This window comes from Blautia sp. HA8986, from assembly GCF_056504635.1.
The window spans coordinates 21794-37893 of the sequence record NZ_JBWLUQ010000003.1; the positions used below are offsets into that span (position 1 = coordinate 21794).

Annotated in this window: 14 protein-coding genes; 10 read left to right on the forward strand and 4 right to left on the reverse strand. The window is 43.9% G+C overall.

Annotation, left to right across the window (positions count from 1 at the left end; genetic code table 11):
* Positions 1 to 192: 192 nt before the first annotated feature.
* Both AC04Q4_RS14935 and AC04Q4_RS14940 read left to right on the forward strand, forming a co-directional pair.
* Positions 193 to 1200 (forward strand): calcium/sodium antiporter, encoded by a 1008-nt coding sequence (locus tag AC04Q4_RS14935; RefSeq protein ID WP_476389224.1) that lies wholly within the window; start codon positions 193 to 195, stop codon positions 1198 to 1200.
* Positions 1201 to 1204: 4 nt separating this feature from the next.
* A complete protein-coding gene (locus tag AC04Q4_RS14940; RefSeq protein WP_476389225.1) occupies positions 1205 to 1951 on the forward strand; it encodes a copper homeostasis protein CutC in 747 nt (248 codons plus the stop codon).
* On the opposite strand, the gene AC04Q4_RS14945 is transcribed toward AC04Q4_RS14940, so the two are convergent.
* Entirely contained in the window at positions 1948 to 3003 is a 1056-nt protein-coding gene (locus tag AC04Q4_RS14945) for a helix-turn-helix domain-containing protein (protein WP_476389226.1), read from the reverse strand. The genes AC04Q4_RS14940 and AC04Q4_RS14945 overlap by 4 nt on opposite strands.
* 299 nt (positions 3004 to 3302) lie before the next feature.
* Here AC04Q4_RS14945 and AC04Q4_RS14950 point away from each other — a divergent pair, with 299 nt between their 5' ends.
* Positions 3303 to 4868, forward strand: a complete 1566-nt coding sequence (locus tag AC04Q4_RS14950) for an alpha-L-rhamnosidase-related protein (protein WP_476389227.1) — start codon at positions 3303 to 3305, stop codon at positions 4866 to 4868.
* A 114-nt stretch (positions 4869 to 4982) separates the two neighbouring features.
* On the opposite strand, the gene AC04Q4_RS14955 is transcribed toward AC04Q4_RS14950, so the two are convergent.
* Positions 4983 to 5426, reverse strand: coding sequence for a transporter (locus AC04Q4_RS14955; RefSeq protein WP_476389228.1), 444 nt, complete (start codon positions 5424 to 5426; stop codon positions 4983 to 4985).
* 186 nt (positions 5427 to 5612) lie between these two features.
* Between AC04Q4_RS14955 and crcB the strand changes: the two genes are divergently transcribed.
* Both crcB and AC04Q4_RS14965 read left to right on the forward strand, forming a co-directional pair.
* Positions 5613 to 5978, forward strand: a complete 366-nt coding sequence (gene crcB, locus AC04Q4_RS14960; protein ID WP_173739064.1) for a fluoride efflux transporter CrcB — start codon at positions 5613 to 5615, stop codon at positions 5976 to 5978.
* 22 nt (positions 5979 to 6000) lie between these two features.
* Positions 6001 to 6564 carry a prolyl-tRNA synthetase associated domain-containing protein gene (locus tag AC04Q4_RS14965; RefSeq protein ID WP_412333514.1) on the forward strand — a complete coding sequence of 188 codons (564 nt, stop codon included), beginning with the start codon at positions 6001 to 6003 and terminating at the stop codon, positions 6562 to 6564.
* Between the two features lie 5 nt (positions 6565 to 6569).
* On the opposite strand, the gene AC04Q4_RS14970 is transcribed toward AC04Q4_RS14965, so the two are convergent.
* Positions 6570 to 7511 (reverse strand): glycosyltransferase, encoded by a 942-nt coding sequence (locus tag AC04Q4_RS14970; RefSeq protein ID WP_476389229.1) that lies wholly within the window; start codon positions 7509 to 7511, stop codon positions 6570 to 6572.
* The gene (locus AC04Q4_RS14975) at positions 7508 to 10123 is read right to left on the reverse strand and encodes a YfhO family protein (RefSeq protein ID WP_476389230.1); all 2616 of its coding nucleotides are present in this window, start codon (positions 10121 to 10123) and stop codon (positions 7508 to 7510) included. The genes AC04Q4_RS14970 and AC04Q4_RS14975 overlap by 4 nt, the downstream gene beginning before the upstream one ends.
* 176 nt (positions 10124 to 10299) lie before the next feature.
* Between AC04Q4_RS14975 and AC04Q4_RS14980 the strand changes: the two genes are divergently transcribed.
* The 5 genes from AC04Q4_RS14980 to xylB all read left to right on the forward strand — a co-directional run bounded on the left by AC04Q4_RS14980 (position 10300) and on the right by xylB (position 16081).
* Entirely contained in the window at positions 10300 to 11274 is a 975-nt protein-coding gene (locus AC04Q4_RS14980; RefSeq protein WP_173739060.1) for a bile acid:sodium symporter family protein, read from the forward strand.
* Positions 11258 to 12148, forward strand: a complete 891-nt coding sequence (locus AC04Q4_RS14985) for a helix-turn-helix domain-containing protein (protein WP_476389231.1) — start codon at positions 11258 to 11260, stop codon at positions 12146 to 12148. Before AC04Q4_RS14980 ends, AC04Q4_RS14985 begins: the two co-directional genes overlap by 17 nt.
* A gap of 134 nt (positions 12149 to 12282) precedes the next feature.
* Positions 12283 to 12900 (forward strand): DUF4867 family protein, encoded by a 618-nt coding sequence (locus AC04Q4_RS14990; RefSeq protein ID WP_476389232.1) that lies wholly within the window; start codon positions 12283 to 12285, stop codon positions 12898 to 12900.
* 95 nt (positions 12901 to 12995) lie between these two features.
* A complete protein-coding gene (locus tag AC04Q4_RS14995; RefSeq protein WP_119239178.1) occupies positions 12996 to 14480 on the forward strand; it encodes an L-fucose/L-arabinose isomerase family protein in 1485 nt (494 codons plus the stop codon).
* Positions 14481 to 14623: 143 nt separating this feature from the next.
* Positions 14624 to 16081 carry a xylulokinase gene (gene xylB, locus AC04Q4_RS15000; protein ID WP_173739057.1) on the forward strand — a complete coding sequence of 486 codons (1458 nt, stop codon included), beginning with the start codon at positions 14624 to 14626 and terminating at the stop codon, positions 16079 to 16081.
* Positions 16082 to 16100 lie beyond the last annotated feature (19 nt).

Sequence of the window (16100 nt, forward strand, 5' to 3'; positions counted from 1 at the left end):
CCGGTTTTTTTCTGAAAAACCTGGCAAATCTTAAAGAATGAGACTCATGTATGTTTTGTTGTATTTTTTATAGCAGGGCATACATGGGTCTTTTTTATATCGAAACAGAATGCCAGAAAGATATTTTTTCGCAGGGCAGGAGGCGAATCCGCAGGTCATGGAAAATGAAAAAAGAAAGTGAGAAGAAGAAAAATGGAAAATCTGGTAAACAGTTCACCGCTGATCCTTGTGTTGGTTTTTCTTGTGATCGGCTTTGCTTTCCTGATGAAGGGGGCGGATTTCTTTGTGGAAGGAAGCTCCAGCATAGCAAAAAGGCTTAAGGTGCCGCCGATTATCATCGGCCTCACTATCGTGGCAATGGGAACATCTCTTCCGGAAACTGCAGTCAGTGTCACTGCATCACTGGTCAATAATAATGAACTTGCGGTCAGCAATGTGGTAGGTTCCAATATTTTCAACCTGATGGTGGTTGTTGGAGTCTGTTCCATCCTGACGCCAATTCTGGTGCAGAAGGAAACTATCAAGAGAGACATTCCTTTTTCCCTGATCTGTGCGCTTCTTCTTCTGGGACTTGGAATCCTGGCAGTGGGAGATAAGAGAGGGATGAGACTTGGTCATCTGGATGGAATGATACTCCTGGGATTTTTTGCAGGCTATATTGTGGCTATGATCCGAAGTGCCATGAAGGCCAGAGCAGCAGGAAAAAATGCGGACATGGAAGGAATTGAACAGCTGGAAGAAGAAATGGGCATCCTTTCCTGGCCGAAGAGTATCCTCTTTATTGTGGGAGGTGCACTTGCCATTGCTTTTGGCGGAGATCTTACCGTAGATGCTGCCAGCCGCATTGCCATTGATCTTGGAATGAGCCAGACACTGGTGGGACTTACTATTGTTTCCATCGGAACATCCCTTCCGGAGCTGGTAACTTCCGTGGTTGCAGCCAGAAAGAACGAAGTGGATATGGCAGTGGGAAATGCGGTAGGCTCCAACATTTTCAATATTCTGATGGTTCTCGGAGTTGCATCTGCCATCAATCCGGTGGCACTGATCCGGGAGAATATTATTGATATTGTGATTCTGATCGTATTTTCTCTGATTGTGTGGATCTATGCGGCGACAAAGCAGAGAATCAGCCGAAAGGAGGGAATTTCCATGGTGTGCCTGTATCTGATCTATGCAGGGTATATTATATGGAGATAATAAAATGAACAAAAAAATCCTGGAAGTCTGTGTGGATTCTGTGGAATCTGCACTTGCAGCAGAAAGAGGTGGAGCAGATCGCCTGGAACTTTGTCAGAATCTGGTGATCGGAGGAACGACACCCAGCTGCAAATTATTTGAAACGATCCGGAAATACAGCAAAATTCCGATCCATGTTTTGTTGAGACCGCGGTTCGGAGATTTCTGCTATACACAATTTGAGTTTGAAATGCTTTGTGCGGAAGCAGCAATGTACCGGGAACTGGGAGCAGAAGGTGTGGTGATCGGCATGCTTTTGCCGGATGGAACTCTGGATATCCAACGTATGGAAAAATTAATGGAAACGACAGAAGGGATGTCTGTTACACTTCACAGGGCATTTGATGTGTGCAGAGATCCGAAAACGGCACTGGAGCAGGCAGTAAAGCTGGGTATCCATACCATTCTTACATCCGGGCAGCAGAACAGTGCGTTAAAAGGAGCTGTATTATTAAAAGAATTAAAAGAGCAGGCAGCTGGAAGGATTCAGATTCAGGCAGGCGGAGGAATCTGTGCAGAAGCAATCAGAGAACTTTATCCTCTCAGCGGAGTAACTGCATATCATATGTCTGGAAAAACAGAACTGGACAGCAGGATGGAATACCGGAAGGACGGCGTTAATATGGGGCTGCCTTCTTTAAGTGAATATACCATTTACCAGACCAGTGAGAAAGCTGTGCAGGCGGCAAAGGCGGAACTGGATAAAATTTAATTTTCACGGTGCTCCTTCCTGTATTCTCCGGGGGTCATCCCATATGTCTTTTTAAATAATCTCATAAAATGCTCCGGATTTTCATATCCGGTAAGCTCACAGATGGAGCTGATATTGAGAGAGGTTTCCCGCAATGCACGGCTGGCCTGGCTGAGCTTCAGCTCTTTTATAATAGTAAGAAAAGTGCGGCCTGTACCTTCCCTGATAAGTGTGCTGAAATGGGAGGTGCTGTATCCGAAATGTGCAGCAGTGTCATGGAGTGTGGCTGTACGGTAATTCTGGCTGAGATAATTCAGGATCTCCGAAATACTGCTGTTGCCGGAAGATTTTGTGAGAATGGATTCAATATCATTCTCATGATAACGCAGCAACCGGGCCCACAGCATCATCAGCTGGGCGTTAAGAAAAGCGGAGCGGTATCTGGCGTGAAGCATATATTCAATGTAAAGATCCTCCAGAGTGGAACGAATCCGCGCATCTTCGCCTGTATGAAAGATCAGGAAGTTCCCCTCTGTTTTCTGATAGAGCACGTGGGAAAAAAATTTCGCAAGTGCGCTGTCAGCGGCAAGTGACTGGAAGAAAGTACTCTGGAAAGTAGATGCCCGCACAATAATATTAAAGGCAAGGCTGTCATCAAAAATTCCCAGACTATGCTGGGTATTAGGTGGGATAATGCAGATATCACCTGTATGCAGAGTATGATGGATTCCCTGGATCTGGTTGCTCACAGTGCCATCATAAATGCAGAGGATTTCAAAAAAATCATGCTTGTGGGTAAACTCCGGAGTATAGCGGTAATGCTTGCTGATAATGATATTCTCTGGAATGTTTGCGAACATATCGTTCTCACCAAGATAAGGAAACCATGGTTCCTGACGAAGCTCCGGGACATACAGCCGTTGGTCACGGATGTAATCCGGATCCAGGCTGTGAAGATATTCCTGGAAGGTTTCCGGGTGTTCTTTTTTTTGAAGATAAATATTTCGGTAAAAAATCTCATCTTCTGTGTATTCTGAGAGATACTGATGAAAATCTGATTTGGAGATCTGCATGGATGTTCCTTTCCAGATAAGTAATTTGGTGAAAATCAGTTTTTTTTCAGTATATCATAGATTGCAGAACGCAGAAAGAACGAAAAAAATATCAGTTCTTTTCCGAAAAAAACGCACTTGTATAATGGAATGGAAACGCTAAGATATAGAGTAGAGCAGAAAGCTTCCGGAGTGATGAATGCAGACGGAGAATAGCTGCGATATCAGATATTCTGTTTAAGAAACGGGAACTGATTTTACAACAGCATATAGCATTTAAGATCATAAAATAATATTACATATCTGAGAGGAGAAATAACATGGCAGAAGTAAGCATTGATTTAAATATGGTACGTGTATCCAACGAAGATTTCCTGAAAAAAGCCGCAGATTGTGCACCGCAGTTAAAAGAAACTCTGGTGCGTCCGGTTGAAATTGTGGATATTCGTGAAACAGACGGTGTATATCCTGAGGTTCTTCACAGAGATTCTGTGGATAACATGCAGAATTATCATATGAAAAAAGGTGATAAGCTCTGCCTGGATTTCGGGGATCATCAGGTTGGATATGTGACACTGAAGCTTGCTTCTGTTGGAAGCCCTCAGGATGCACCGGCATTTTTTAAACTGAAATTCGGCGAGATCGCAAAGGAAATGACTGAGAAATCTGAAGAGTATGACGGATGGATCAGCCGCGGATGGATTCAGGAGGAGTGGTTCCATATCGATGTACTTCCTGCAACACTGGTACTTCCGAGAAGATATGCGTTCCGCTATCTTGAGATTGAGACGATTGATACATCCATGAAATGGCAGCTAGTAGTAGAGGATGTTGTATGCCGCAGCGTCTCTTCTGTCAGCCTGGATGATGTGAAACCGGTTGAGACTGAGGATGAGATGGTGAAGAAACTTGACCGTGTCAGCCTTCGTACACTGCAGAACTGTATGCAGGATGTTTTTGAGGATGGACCTAAGCGAGACCGCCGTCTGTGGCTTGGAGATTTAAGACTGCAGGCTCTGGCAAACTATGAAACCTTCAAAAACTATGACCTTGTAAAACGCTGCCTGTATCTTTTTGCAGGACAGACAAAGGACAATGGTCAGGTAAGTGCCTGCCTGTTTACAGAGCCGGAAGTGATCGCAGATGATACATTCCTTCTGGATTATTCCATGTTCTTCGGAGCAGCACTTTATGATTATTATCAGGCATCCGGCGATATGGAAACTTTGAAGGATCTGAGCAAATGTGCATATCGTCAGATGGAAGTTGCAGCAGAGCAGTTCAATGAGAAGCATATCCTGAAAGATCAGGAAGGCTTCTGGGGATTTATCGACTGGACAGAGGGACTGGATAAACAGTGTGGTGTCCAGGGTGTTTACATCTATTGTGCAAAACGTGTTCAGAAGATCGCAGAGGTTCTTGGAGATGCAGCTGAGGCAGAGAAAATGTCTGAGGAGATCCGTCTGAAAACAGAGGCTGCCTGGAAATATCTTTATGATGAGAAAGCAGGACTTTTTGTAAGCGGAAAAGAGCGTCAGATCAACTATGCAAACCAGGTATGGATGATCCTTGCAGAGGTTGCTGATGTGAAAACATGCGGAGAGATCCTTGATCGGGTGATTGCCATGAAACCGGAGAAGGGTATGGTTTCCCCGTATATGAACCACCATTTTGTAGAGGCTCTTCTGCTCACTGGCAAAAAAGAGCAGGCTATGGACTATATGAAATACTACTGGGGCGGAATGATCGGACACGGAGCAGATACCTTCTGGGAGCTTTACAATCCGGAAAATCCTGCTGAGTCACCGTATGGTTCCAGTATTGTAAACAGCTACTGCCACGCATGGAGCTGCACACCGACATATCTGCTGAGAAAATATTTCTGAGAATTATTTGAATGTTCAGTTTACATAATTTAACCAAATAAACTTAAGAAAATTGAAATAAAAGAACCAGCCTGTATTAATGCTATATAAGTAACGCATTGATACAGGCTGGTTTTATTTTTCGCTTTTTTCCTCATGAAGATGCGGGGTCATGTCATCGCTGTCTGTCATGAGATACTTTCGGATGGCAAAAAGAATGCCAATTCCAATGATTCCGATTAGTGTCTGGGTAGGATCAAGATGTTCCACGACCATCTGCCTTGCGGTGGCAAAAAGCAGAACTTCCACAACAGTCTGTGCAGAATGGCGGCAGAGCATTTTTACAAATTCAACACCTACCACAAGGGACAAAGCCTGTGACAGGAAGGTGGTAAAAAAGTCCGTGTCCATATTCAGTATGGAAGTACCGGCTGTTGTATAGATTAGCCGAAGACCGGACAGTGCGATCACAATCAGGATCACAATGGACAGAACGATCTCAGTATAACGGGCTACATTGTAGATCAGCTCATTGAAATGCTTGCGGATTCTGTGATTAACGGCAGTTCGGTTGTTCATATTGATTTCCTTTCTGGTGCAATGGTTGTACAGGAGTTGAGAAATCTATGTGAAGCAGGACATTTCCTGTGAGTTTGTAAATTCAGTATATCATGAACTGAACTTCTGCGGATGTATTATTCTTCAAACATTGCCGGGTTGCAGATCGTTTGGCGGATTGCTATAATGCAGTGGGAGGAAAGAACGATGATAAACTGTTTATTTGTAGGAATGGGAGGCTTCATTGGATCTGTGTGCAGATATCTTCTGGGACTTCTGCCCATAGAGACCAGTCAGGGATTTCCTGTAAAAACATTGATCACCAATGTAATCGGAGCATTTGTGATTGGAATCGTTGCAGCTGCAGCTGCAAAAAATACAGCCCTGAATCCAAGGCTTGTACTATTTCTGAAAGCAGGGATCTGCGGAGGCTTTACAACATTTTCAACCTTTGCCTATGAGACAGGAGCCATGATGGAAAAAGGACAGACAGGACTTGCACTTCTTTATGTGATATTAAGTGCGATACTTGGAGTTCTGGCTGTTTTTTGCGGACAGCTGCTTGTAAGATAAAATAAAAACGGGAGGGAAAATCATGGAAGAACCAAGAATTGACAAAACCATCTACACAGGAAGACCGGAAGATTCGTCAGGACGTCTGGAGAAAGAAATCCGGGTGTATGATTTTCTGGACAGTCTGGGAATTGAATATAAAAGAGCAGATCATGAGGCACTGATGACAATGGAGGCCTGCGAGGAAGTAGACAAACTTCTGGGTGCGAAAATATGTAAAAATCTGTTTCTCTGCAATCGTCAGAAAACCGATTTCTATCTGCTTCTGATCCCGGCAGAGAAACCGTTTAAGACGAAGTTTCTGTCCAAACAGATCGGAACAGCAAGGCTTTCTTTTGCAGATGGGGAGCAGATGGAAGAGTATCTGAACATCACACCAGGTTCACTTAGCCTGATGGGACTGATCTTTGATAAAGAAAAAAGAGTTCATCTGGTAATTGACAGGGAAGTGCTGGAAGAGAAATATTTCGGGTGCCATCCATGTATCAATACTTCAAGTCTTCTGATGAAAACCAGTGATGTAAAAGAAAAAATTCTGCCGGCCCTCGGCCACGAATATCAGGTGGTAGAGCTGCCGACAGAATAGAAAGATCAGTGTACGGGAGTAAAGTCCTTCTTATTGGACTCTGATATAATATAGTGGGGACGGTGCTTGACCTCCATATAAGTTTTGGCTATGTACTGTCCCATAATTCCAAGACAGAAAAGCTGCAGGCCGCCGATGAAGATGATCACGCAGATAATGGAAGCCCAGCCCTGAACCGGATCATCAAAGATCAGTTTTCTTATAATAATAGTAAGAAGTGTCAGGAAAGAAAATCCGGTCATGGCAGTCCCGAACCAGGAAGCAATAGTCAGGGGAACCTGGGAAAAATTAATGATGCCGCTGACTGCATATTTAAAAAGCTTCCAGAAATTCCATTTTGTCTCACCGGCTACACGCTCGACATTCTTATATGGGAGCCAATATGTACGGAAACCGATCCATCCGAAGATTCCTTTGGAGAAACGGTTGTATTCGCTCATGGAGATGATGGCATCCACCATGCTGCGTTTCATCAGGCGGAAATCTCTGGCACCGTCAACAATATCCGCATCTGAGATCTTGTTGATGATCTGATAGAATTTCCGGGCAAAAAAGCTCCGGATGGGTGGCTCACCGTCACGGCTGACACGTCTTGTAGCAACACTGTCATATTCGCCGGATTCCAGTTTTTTCATCATTTCAGGAAGAAGAGACGGCGGATCCTGAAGATCGGCATCCATAACTGCCACATAATCACCTCCGGCGTTGCAGAAGCCTGCATACATGGCAGCTTCTTTTCCGAAGTTTCTGGAAAAAGAAAGATAGATCACATGAGGATCTTTTTCTGAAAGTTCTTTTAAAATCTCAAGGGTTCGGTCTCTGGAACCATCATTTACAAAAATAAATTCATAGTCACAGTCCATTTTTGAAAGGACAGAAGACGCTTCCTGATAAAAAAGAGGAAGGGATTCTTCTTCATTAAAACATGGTATAATCAAAGAAATCATTTTTTAAACCTCCGTTTCTTATTTTCTGCTAAAGTAACGGTAATTGTCAACAGGATTCCAAAAACAGAAACAGCAATGCCAGCATAGAGCACCGGGCATGTATATTTCATCTCAATCGTGTTTTCACCTTTTTCAAGAGGAATGGAATACATACAGTTGTCAATGAGATCATAGGAGGCTTTCTTTCCGTTGAGATAAACATTCCAGCCTTTATCGTACGGGACAGAGAGATATAGCCTCTGGTTGTCAGATGTGGCATTGCAGACAGCATGTACGTATCCGTTTTCTATGGTAAGTTCATCTGGCTGACTGGATGAAATCTTTTGAGTAACCTGAGAAAGTGTATCTAGGTTCAGACCATAGAACTGTTCTGCGTCAGGACGTATGTAATAACCTGCTTTTGAGCTGATGGAAACTGTTGCCTGCGATTCATTTTGATCTGCCGGGATATAGAACACAGACGGAGCCAGCCACCAGGAGTATCTGGTTTTATATTTATTTTTTACAGTGAGCATGGCCTTATCCATGAGAGCATCCCACGGAATATTTCCATAGAAAACATAATTTCCCTGCTTCAGATCAATGGAGTAGGACTGTGCTTTGTGTTTTTTGGAGTCACCTTCAGAAGTTCTGGAAAAATCCAGCGGTTCATAAACCGAAACCTTTTTGCCGTATAGCAGGCTGTACAGGTAATTCTGATACTCAAAAGGATTGGATATATCTGCTTCTTCATTTTTGATCCGGGAATCCGTGTAGATCAGTCCCATAGGAAGAGCGTAGGGATTCCGGTATATTTTTTTGTCCTGATCATTATCTATGGAAGAAACTTCTTCAAGTCCATTGATCTTATAAGGAGACAGAGTATATTTTACACTAAGAAGAGCATCTGCACCAATCACGGATGCATTGGTAATATTCATGTTTTCTCCGCATTTGGTATAACCGATATGTTCCAGAAAATCACGCTGGTTATCATCGGGGGATGAGGTGTAGCCTGAAATCGAGCGGTAATTGAAAGCGAAAGCTTCATCATAGTTGGAAGTAGTATTACTTGGAAGCATTTTCTGCGTGGTAGTCTGTGAAATACGGTACAGACTCTGATCCATGTTCTGGATATCACGGATCTGTTTCTGAGTAATGGCTGAATAAAGTTTATAGCTGGCATCTTCAGAAACATGATATTCATCCATCAGAAGCTTGGTGTTATAGGCAGTGCTTCCCAGAATCAGGCCGGCAGCGGCGATAAAAGCAGTCCAGCGGTACAGGTTCAGCTGCTGTCTGGTAAATGCAGTAAATATGGAAAATGCAGCAGCTGTAAAAAAGGCGATCAGAACAGTAGTACAGGTTTGCTGAAGAGCATTGTCTCCTTTTGCATTATGACGCAGCAGGAGCAGAAGCCCGGCAAAAATAACACTGCTTCGGATCAGAATAAACGGGCTTTCTTTATCAAGGAACGCAAGATAAAAGAATGCGGCAATAAAAAGAATTCCGAAGATCGTCAGGTAAGAATAACGATACCAGAAGCTGCTGACCGCTTTAAACAGCGAAAATACAGTGCAAAAAGGTTCCCAGTAAAGGATCATGACAAAAAGTACTGCGAAGCTTCCCAGAACAGTCTTCAGCCTTGCGGAAACTTTTCCGGACAGAAAAAGTGCGATCAGTCCGGTTATGGCAAAAGTTCCGCAGAACAGGGAAACACTTCCTTCTTTACTGACAGAGCCAAAAACATAATTGGACAAAACAGTGGAGAAATTTCCGGTAAAATTAAAATTCAGCAGCGTGGAAAAATCAAGTGCTCCTCTGTTGGAATTTCGCATGGCAGAAACTGTAGGGAGGAACAACACGCAGCTGCATAATACGCCGGATATCATAGCTGTCAGGTAGCGTGCAATGGAACGGAGGCAGTGACTTATGGCTTTCTTTGAAAAATCTGATGAGATCAGATAAATGCAGAGTTCCAGAAGCAGCCATATCCCGGAAAAAAGGCAGTTGATGCCGCCGATATACCAGTTGAAAAGTATGGATAATGCAACCGGAACAGTGAGCTTCCAGACAGATCCCGAATAAAGAAGCCGGTATACTCCAAGAAGGATCAGAGGCAGCATATAAACACCGTCCAGCCACATCAGATTGCTGCTCTGGGCAATATTGTACTGGCAGAGTCCGTAGCTTACAGACAGTATGACAATACAGGAATTTTTGACAAGGTCAGATCTGTCTGCAAGATATTTCCGGAAGCGGCCAATAAGAAACCAGCAGAATGTAAAAGAGGCAAGGGAAAGCTTCAATATTACAAGAAGGTCAAAAAAACTATGGAGCTGTGATTTCTTAAAAAATACAGAAAGCAGCATAAAAGGTGAAGTAAGGTAGTAACTGAAGACACCGATACAGTTACCGCCCAAAGTTTTGCTGAAGGTATAGGTAAGACTGTTTTTTCCGGATAAAACATCTTTAAAATAGGAATAAAAGTTCAGATATTGGATGCCGGCATCGTGTGAGGCCAAGGAATTATCGCCAAAAGGTGCGTATCCGTAATGCCAGAACAGAAGCAGCAGAGTCAGCAAAGTGACTGTAAAGGAATAAAAACACAGTTGTCGGTTGTTCTTTTTCATAGATATAGTGCTCCTAACATATGATTAAAATTTCAGTGACAAAATTGGTTATATTGTATCATAATACAGATATATGTCCAGTCCTGTAAATTATATTTCTCTTGCGTTGAACTAAATTTATGTTAAACTGAAATAAAGAAAACAGATAATAAAGTAAAAATGCAATGAGGTGGAATATGCTGGGAAAATTTAACAGTTTTATAGAGAAATGGATGGCTTTTGTAACGCCTGTCTGTCTTCTGACGGGCGTGTTTTTTCCGGATATTGCGAAGCATGGTGTACCGTATGTTACTTATGCTTTTGCATTTATGACGTTTGTCGGTGCACTGAAGTCCAGATTCAGGGATGTGGCAGATGTATTTAAGAGACCTCTTCCGCTGATTTTGATGCTGCTTGTGCTTCATGCTCTTGTACCGATGATCGCCTGCGGTCTGGGACATCTTCTGTTTCCTGGAAATGCGAATTATATCACAGGAATGGTTCTGGAATTTTCAGTTCCCACAGCTGTGATCAGCTTAATGTGGGTGTCGATCTATAATGGAAACAGTCCGCTTTCTCTTTCCCTGGTTGTGATCGATACGATCCTGGCCCCGTTTCTGATCCCTGCAGCTCTGAAGATATTGGTAGGATCAAGTGTGAAGATGGATACCATGGGAATGATGAAAGAGCTGGTATTTATGATCGCTCTTCCGGCAGTCCTTGCCATGTGTCTGAATGAGTTCAGCCATGGAAAAGTAATGGAGACCTGGCCATCCAAACTGGCTCCTTTTTCAAAAATATGCCTGATATTCGTGGTGACATCCAATTCCTCCAAGGTTTCCCCGTATATGAAACACCTCAATGGAGAAAGACTGGAAGTAGCAGCAACGATCCTTGTTCTGGCAGCTGGAGGTTATGCTATCGGCTGGCTGATCGCGATTTTCACGAAGCAGAATAAACAGTCCACAGTTTCCATGATCTATGGTTCTGGTATGAGAAACATCAGTGCAGGAGCTGTAATTGCAGGAGCGTATTTTCCGGCAGAAGTACTGTTTCCGGTTATGATCGGAACTTTGTTCCAGCAGATCCTTGCAGCATTTTATGGAAGTATGGTACGTCGGGTACAGACGAAACAGCGGGAAAAGGAGGCGGGCTATGGAGTTTCAGCATGAACTGATCATTCCCGATGAGGGACTTCCTTTCAAGCTTTTTCTCTTTGAAGGAAGAAACGGAAATTATGTCAGGGAAAAACATTGGCATACATCTATCGAGATTTTTACTGTGATGGAAGGAAATCTTTCTTTCTATATTAATGAGGTGGAATATCCGCTGAAGGCAGGAGAGTTTCTGATCATTAATTCCAATGAAGTACATTCTATCCAGGCACCGGTGCGGAATGAGACGATTGTATTGCAGATCCCGCTGAAGCAGTTTACGGATTATTTTACAGCGCAGAGGTTTATCAGGTTTCATAGTGGAAACACTTCGCAGAATAAGACTTTACGTTTCACATCTGAAGGAACAGAAGCGGAACAGATAAATGCAGGCTCAACGGAAAACGACAGCCGCATGGTTTTCCTGATCCGGGAATTATATCGGGTGTATGTATCCAGGGAGACAGGCTATGAGTTCCGTGCCAGGGCTGTCTTTTACGAGATTCTTTATTGCATGGTTTCCACCTACAGGGTCACAGAGGTGGAGGAAAGTGAGCTGAAAAACAGCCGTAGACTGGATGCTTTGTCAAAAATTACCACTTATATGAGAGAGCATTACAAAGAAGATCTCAGGCTTTCCGGCCTTGCAGCCATGTTCGGATATTCTGACGCATATCTTTCGAGAATGTTCCGTAAGTATGCGAAGGTCAATTTTAAGACATATTTGCAGGATATCCGCATGGCGTATGCCTATAAAGAGCTTCTGAATACCGATCATACGATCAGTTTTATCGCACTTGACAACGGTTTTGCAAGCAGCAGGGCTTTTTCCAAGGAATTTGTGAAACGGTACGGCATCCTGCCGGGCAAGGTGGAACGCCAGAAAAAATAAAATGTCAAAAAAGTGCTATGAATGAGACAAGAAAAACGGCGAAAAGCATACCATGATGTGGTATGCTTTTTTCAGTTGAAAACGAAACAGCGAATGAAGCTGTGAAACAGTAACTCTATAAGGAGGCTAAAACCGTGAAAATTCAGAAAGTAACAGATCCGGCTTTCCGCAAATACGGAAAAGTTCTGGAAGGATACAACTTCAGTGCACTTCTGAAAGAGATGAAACATACACCGGTTCCGGAAGATGTCGTATATGTTCCATCTGTAGAGGAGCTTGAAGTTCTTGAGGTGGAGAAAGACCTGAGAAACAGAGCTTTCGGCGGATTACCCATCGAGATTGGATACTGCAACGGTCACAACAGGAAACTGAACGCTGTAGAATACCACCGCAATTCCGAGATTAACGTAGCAGTGACAGATCTGGTACTGCTCATCGGACATCAGCAGGATATTGAACCGGATTTTACATATGACACAGCTAAGATCGAGGCATTCCTTGTGCCGGCAGGAACAGGAATCGAGGTTTATGCAACAACTCTTCACTATGCACCATGCCATGTGAACGAGAGCGGATTCCAGTGTGTAGTCGTTCTTCCAAGAGGAACCAACACAGACATCGATTTCCCGATGCCGAAAGATGGTGAGGATGGTCTTATGACAGCCAAAAATAAATGGCTCATTGCCCATGAGGATGCGAAGATCGAAGGCGCATTCAACGGCCTGAAAGGTGAGAATATCACACTTGAATGAGAAATATTCAGAACCATTCAGAGATGAAATAAAAGTAATTAATGATCTGCCTGTCTCAAGTGCAGAGAGGTATTTTTCAAAAAGGAGAATGAATTATGAACAACATGCCAGAGGTTAAAGTTGGAATCGTTGCAGTCAGCAGAGACTGCTTCCCGGAAAGCCTTTCCGTAAACAGAAGAAAAGCTCTTGTAGAAGCTTACACAAAGAAATACGATGCAAAAGATATCTATGAGTGTCCGGTCTGTATCGTAGAGAGCGAGATCCATATGGTTCAGGCTCTTGAAGATATCAAAAAAGCGGGATGTAATGCACTTTGCGTATACCTTGGAAACTTCGGACCGGAGATTTCCGAGACACTTCTTGCAAAACATTTCGAGGGACCGAAGATGTTCATCGCAGCAGCAGAAGAAACACAGGACAATCTTTGCCAGGGACGTGGAGATGCTTACTGCGGTATGCTGAACGCAAGCTACAACCTGCAGCTTCGTAACGTAAAAGCTTATATTCCGGAGTATCCGGTAGGTGACGCAGAAGACTGTGCAGATATGATCCATGACTTCCTTCCAATCGCAAAAGCAATCGAGGGCTTAAGCAACCTGAAGATCATCAGCTTCGGACCGCGTCCTACAAACTTCCTTGCATGCAACGCACCGATCAAACAGCTTTACAATCTTGGCGTAGAGATTGAGGAGAACTCAGAGCTGGATCTTTTCGAGGCATTCAACAATCATGCAGGTGATGAGAGAATCCCGGCAATCGTTAAAGAGATGGAAGAAGAGCTTGGCGCAGGAAACAAGAAACCGGAGATCCTTCCGAAACTTGCACAGTATGAGCTGACTCTGAAAGACTGGGTAAGAGATCACAAAGGATATCGTAAATATGTAACACTGACAGGTAAATGCTGGCCGGCATTCCAGACACAATTCGGATTTGTTCCATGTTATGTAAACAGCCGTCTGACAGCACAGGGCATTCCTGTATCCTGTGAGGTTGATATCTACGGAACATTAAGTGAGTTCATCGGACAGGTTGTAAGTGATGATATCGTTACACTTCTTGATATCAACAACTCCGTACCGAAGGATATGTATAAAGAGTCCATTGAAGGCAAATTCAACTATACACTTCAGGATACATTTATGGGATTCCACTGTGGAAACACGGCATCCAGCAAGCTGTCCTTCTGTGAGATGAAATACCAGATGATCATGGCAAGATCCCTTCCGGTTGAAGTTACAAACGGAACTCTTGAGGGAGATATCAAACCTGGAGATATCACATTCTACCGTCTGCAGAGCACAGCTGACAACAAGCTTCGTGCATACATTGCACATGGTGAAGTTCTTCCGGTTGCAACACGTTCCTTCGGAGCTATCGGTGTATTCGCAATTCCGGAGATGGGACGTTTCTACCGCCATGTACTGATCGAGGGAGGCTTCCCACATCACGGAGCTGTAGCATTCGGACATCACGGAAAAGCTCTCTTCGAGGTATTCAAATACATCGGTGTACCGGTTGAGGAGATTGGTTACAACCAGCCGGCAGGCGTAAGATATCCGACAGAAAATCCTTGGAGATAATTAAAACAGGCAGATAAGATCATCCGCAGATGCGGACTGATCCTGCTAAATCAAGTACGATTCAGAAACCGCGAGCTCTCAGGCGTGCAGACGCTGCGAACTGAGAGCCGCGGTTTCTGTATTTACAGGAGGAAAAAATTATTATGTATTATATTGGCGTTGATCTTGGAACTTCAGCTGTAAAGCTTCTTCTTATGGAAGAATCCGGAAAGATCTGCAACATCGTATCAAAAGAATATCCGTTGTTCTTCCCTCATCCGGGCTGGTCTGAGCAGAATCCGGAAGACTGGTTCACCCAGAGCATGGAAGGGATCAAAGAACTCACAGAAGGAATCGACCGCAAAGAAGTAGCAGGAATCGGTTTTGGCGGCCAGATGCACGGCCTTGTAACACTTGATAAAGATGACAATGTGATCCGTCCGGCGATCCTCTGGAATGACGGACGTACAGGCGAGGAGACAGAATATCTGAACACAGTCATCGGAAAAGACAAACTTTCCCAGTACACGGCAAACATCGCATTTGCAGGATTTACAGCACCGAAGATCCTCTGGATGCAGAAAAATGAGCCAGAGAATTTCAAAAAAGTAGTAAAGATCATGCTTCCGAAAGATTATCTTGCATATCGTTTAAGCGGATCTTTCTGCACAGATGTTTCCGATGCTTCCGGCATGCTCCTTCTTGATGTGAAGAATCGCTGCTGGTCAAAAGAGATGCTTGAGATTTGCCATATCACAGAGGAGCAGCTTCCGAAGCTGTATGAGAGCTGGCAGGTAGTTGGAACTCTGAAACCGGAAGTAGCGAAAGAGCTTGGCTTCTCAGAAGATGTGAAGGTTGTAGCAGGAGCAGGCGATAATGCTGCAGCAGCTGTTGGAACAGGAACTGTTGGTGATGGCCAGTGCAACATTTCCCTTGGAACATCCGGTACCATCTTTATTTCCAGCAAAGATTTCGGAGTAGATGAAAACAATGCACTTCATTCTTTTGACCATGCAGATGGAAGCTATCACCTTATGGGTTGCATGTTAAGTGCTGCATCCTGCAACAAATGGTGGTCTGAGGAGATTCTTAAGACAAAGGATTTCGTGGCAGAGCAGGCACCGATCCGGAAGCTTGGTGAGAATCAGGTATTCTTCCTTCCGTATCTGATGGGAGAGAGATCTCCGCATAACAACCCGGATGCAAGAGGCGTATTTTTCGGAATGTCCATGGATACCACAAGAGCAGATATGACACAGGCTGTTCTGGAAGGCGTTGCTTTCGGACTTCGTGATTCCCTGGAGGTTGCAAGAAGCCTTGGAATCAATATCGAGCGCACAAAGATCTGCGGCGGCGGAGCTAAGAGTCCTCTCTGGAAAAAGATCATCGCAAATGTGATGAACCTGAAAGTTGATGTGCCGGAGAATGAGGAAGGTCCGTCCATGGGTGGTGCAATGCTGGCAGCAGTAGGCTGCGGCGCATATCCGGATGTAGAGACTATCTGCAAAAAAATGGTTAAAGTCGTAGATACCGTAGAGCCGGATCCGGAACTGGTTGCCAAATATGAGGAGAAATACCAGAAATTCCGCAAACTGTATCCGACTATGAAAGAGCTGTTTTAACGAATCAGGAGCATGTGAG

Excerpts from the sequence above, each read along its gene's own strand:
- AC04Q4_RS14935 (WP_476389224.1), top strand. The coding sequence starts at position 193 with ATGGAAAATCTGGTAAACAGTTCACCGCTGATCCTTGTGTTGGTTTTT.
- AC04Q4_RS14940 (WP_476389225.1), top strand. The coding sequence starts at position 1,205 with ATGAACAAAAAAATCCTGGAAGTCTGTGTGGATTCTGTGGAATCTGCA.
- AC04Q4_RS14945 (WP_476389226.1), bottom strand. The coding sequence starts at position 3,003 with ATGCAGATCTCCAAATCAGATTTTCATCAGTATCTCTCAGAATACACA.
- AC04Q4_RS14950 (WP_476389227.1), top strand. The coding sequence starts at position 3,303 with ATGGCAGAAGTAAGCATTGATTTAAATATGGTACGTGTATCCAACGAA.
- AC04Q4_RS14955 (WP_476389228.1), bottom strand. The coding sequence starts at position 5,426 with ATGAACAACCGAACTGCCGTTAATCACAGAATCCGCAAGCATTTCAAT.
- crcB (WP_173739064.1), top strand. The coding sequence starts at position 5,613 with ATGATAAACTGTTTATTTGTAGGAATGGGAGGCTTCATTGGATCTGTG.
- AC04Q4_RS14965 (WP_412333514.1), top strand. The coding sequence starts at position 6,001 with ATGGAAGAACCAAGAATTGACAAAACCATCTACACAGGAAGACCGGAA.
- AC04Q4_RS14970 (WP_476389229.1), bottom strand. The coding sequence starts at position 7,511 with ATGATTTCTTTGATTATACCATGTTTTAATGAAGAAGAATCCCTTCCT.
- AC04Q4_RS14975 (WP_476389230.1), bottom strand. The coding sequence starts at position 10,123 with ATGAAAAAGAACAACCGACAACTGTGTTTTTATTCCTTTACAGTCACT.
- AC04Q4_RS14980 (WP_173739060.1), top strand. The coding sequence starts at position 10,300 with ATGCTGGGAAAATTTAACAGTTTTATAGAGAAATGGATGGCTTTTGTA.
- AC04Q4_RS14985 (WP_476389231.1), top strand. The coding sequence starts at position 11,258 with ATGGAGTTTCAGCATGAACTGATCATTCCCGATGAGGGACTTCCTTTC.
- AC04Q4_RS14995 (WP_119239178.1), top strand. The coding sequence starts at position 12,996 with ATGAACAACATGCCAGAGGTTAAAGTTGGAATCGTTGCAGTCAGCAGA.
- xylB (WP_173739057.1), top strand. The coding sequence starts at position 14,624 with ATGTATTATATTGGCGTTGATCTTGGAACTTCAGCTGTAAAGCTTCTT.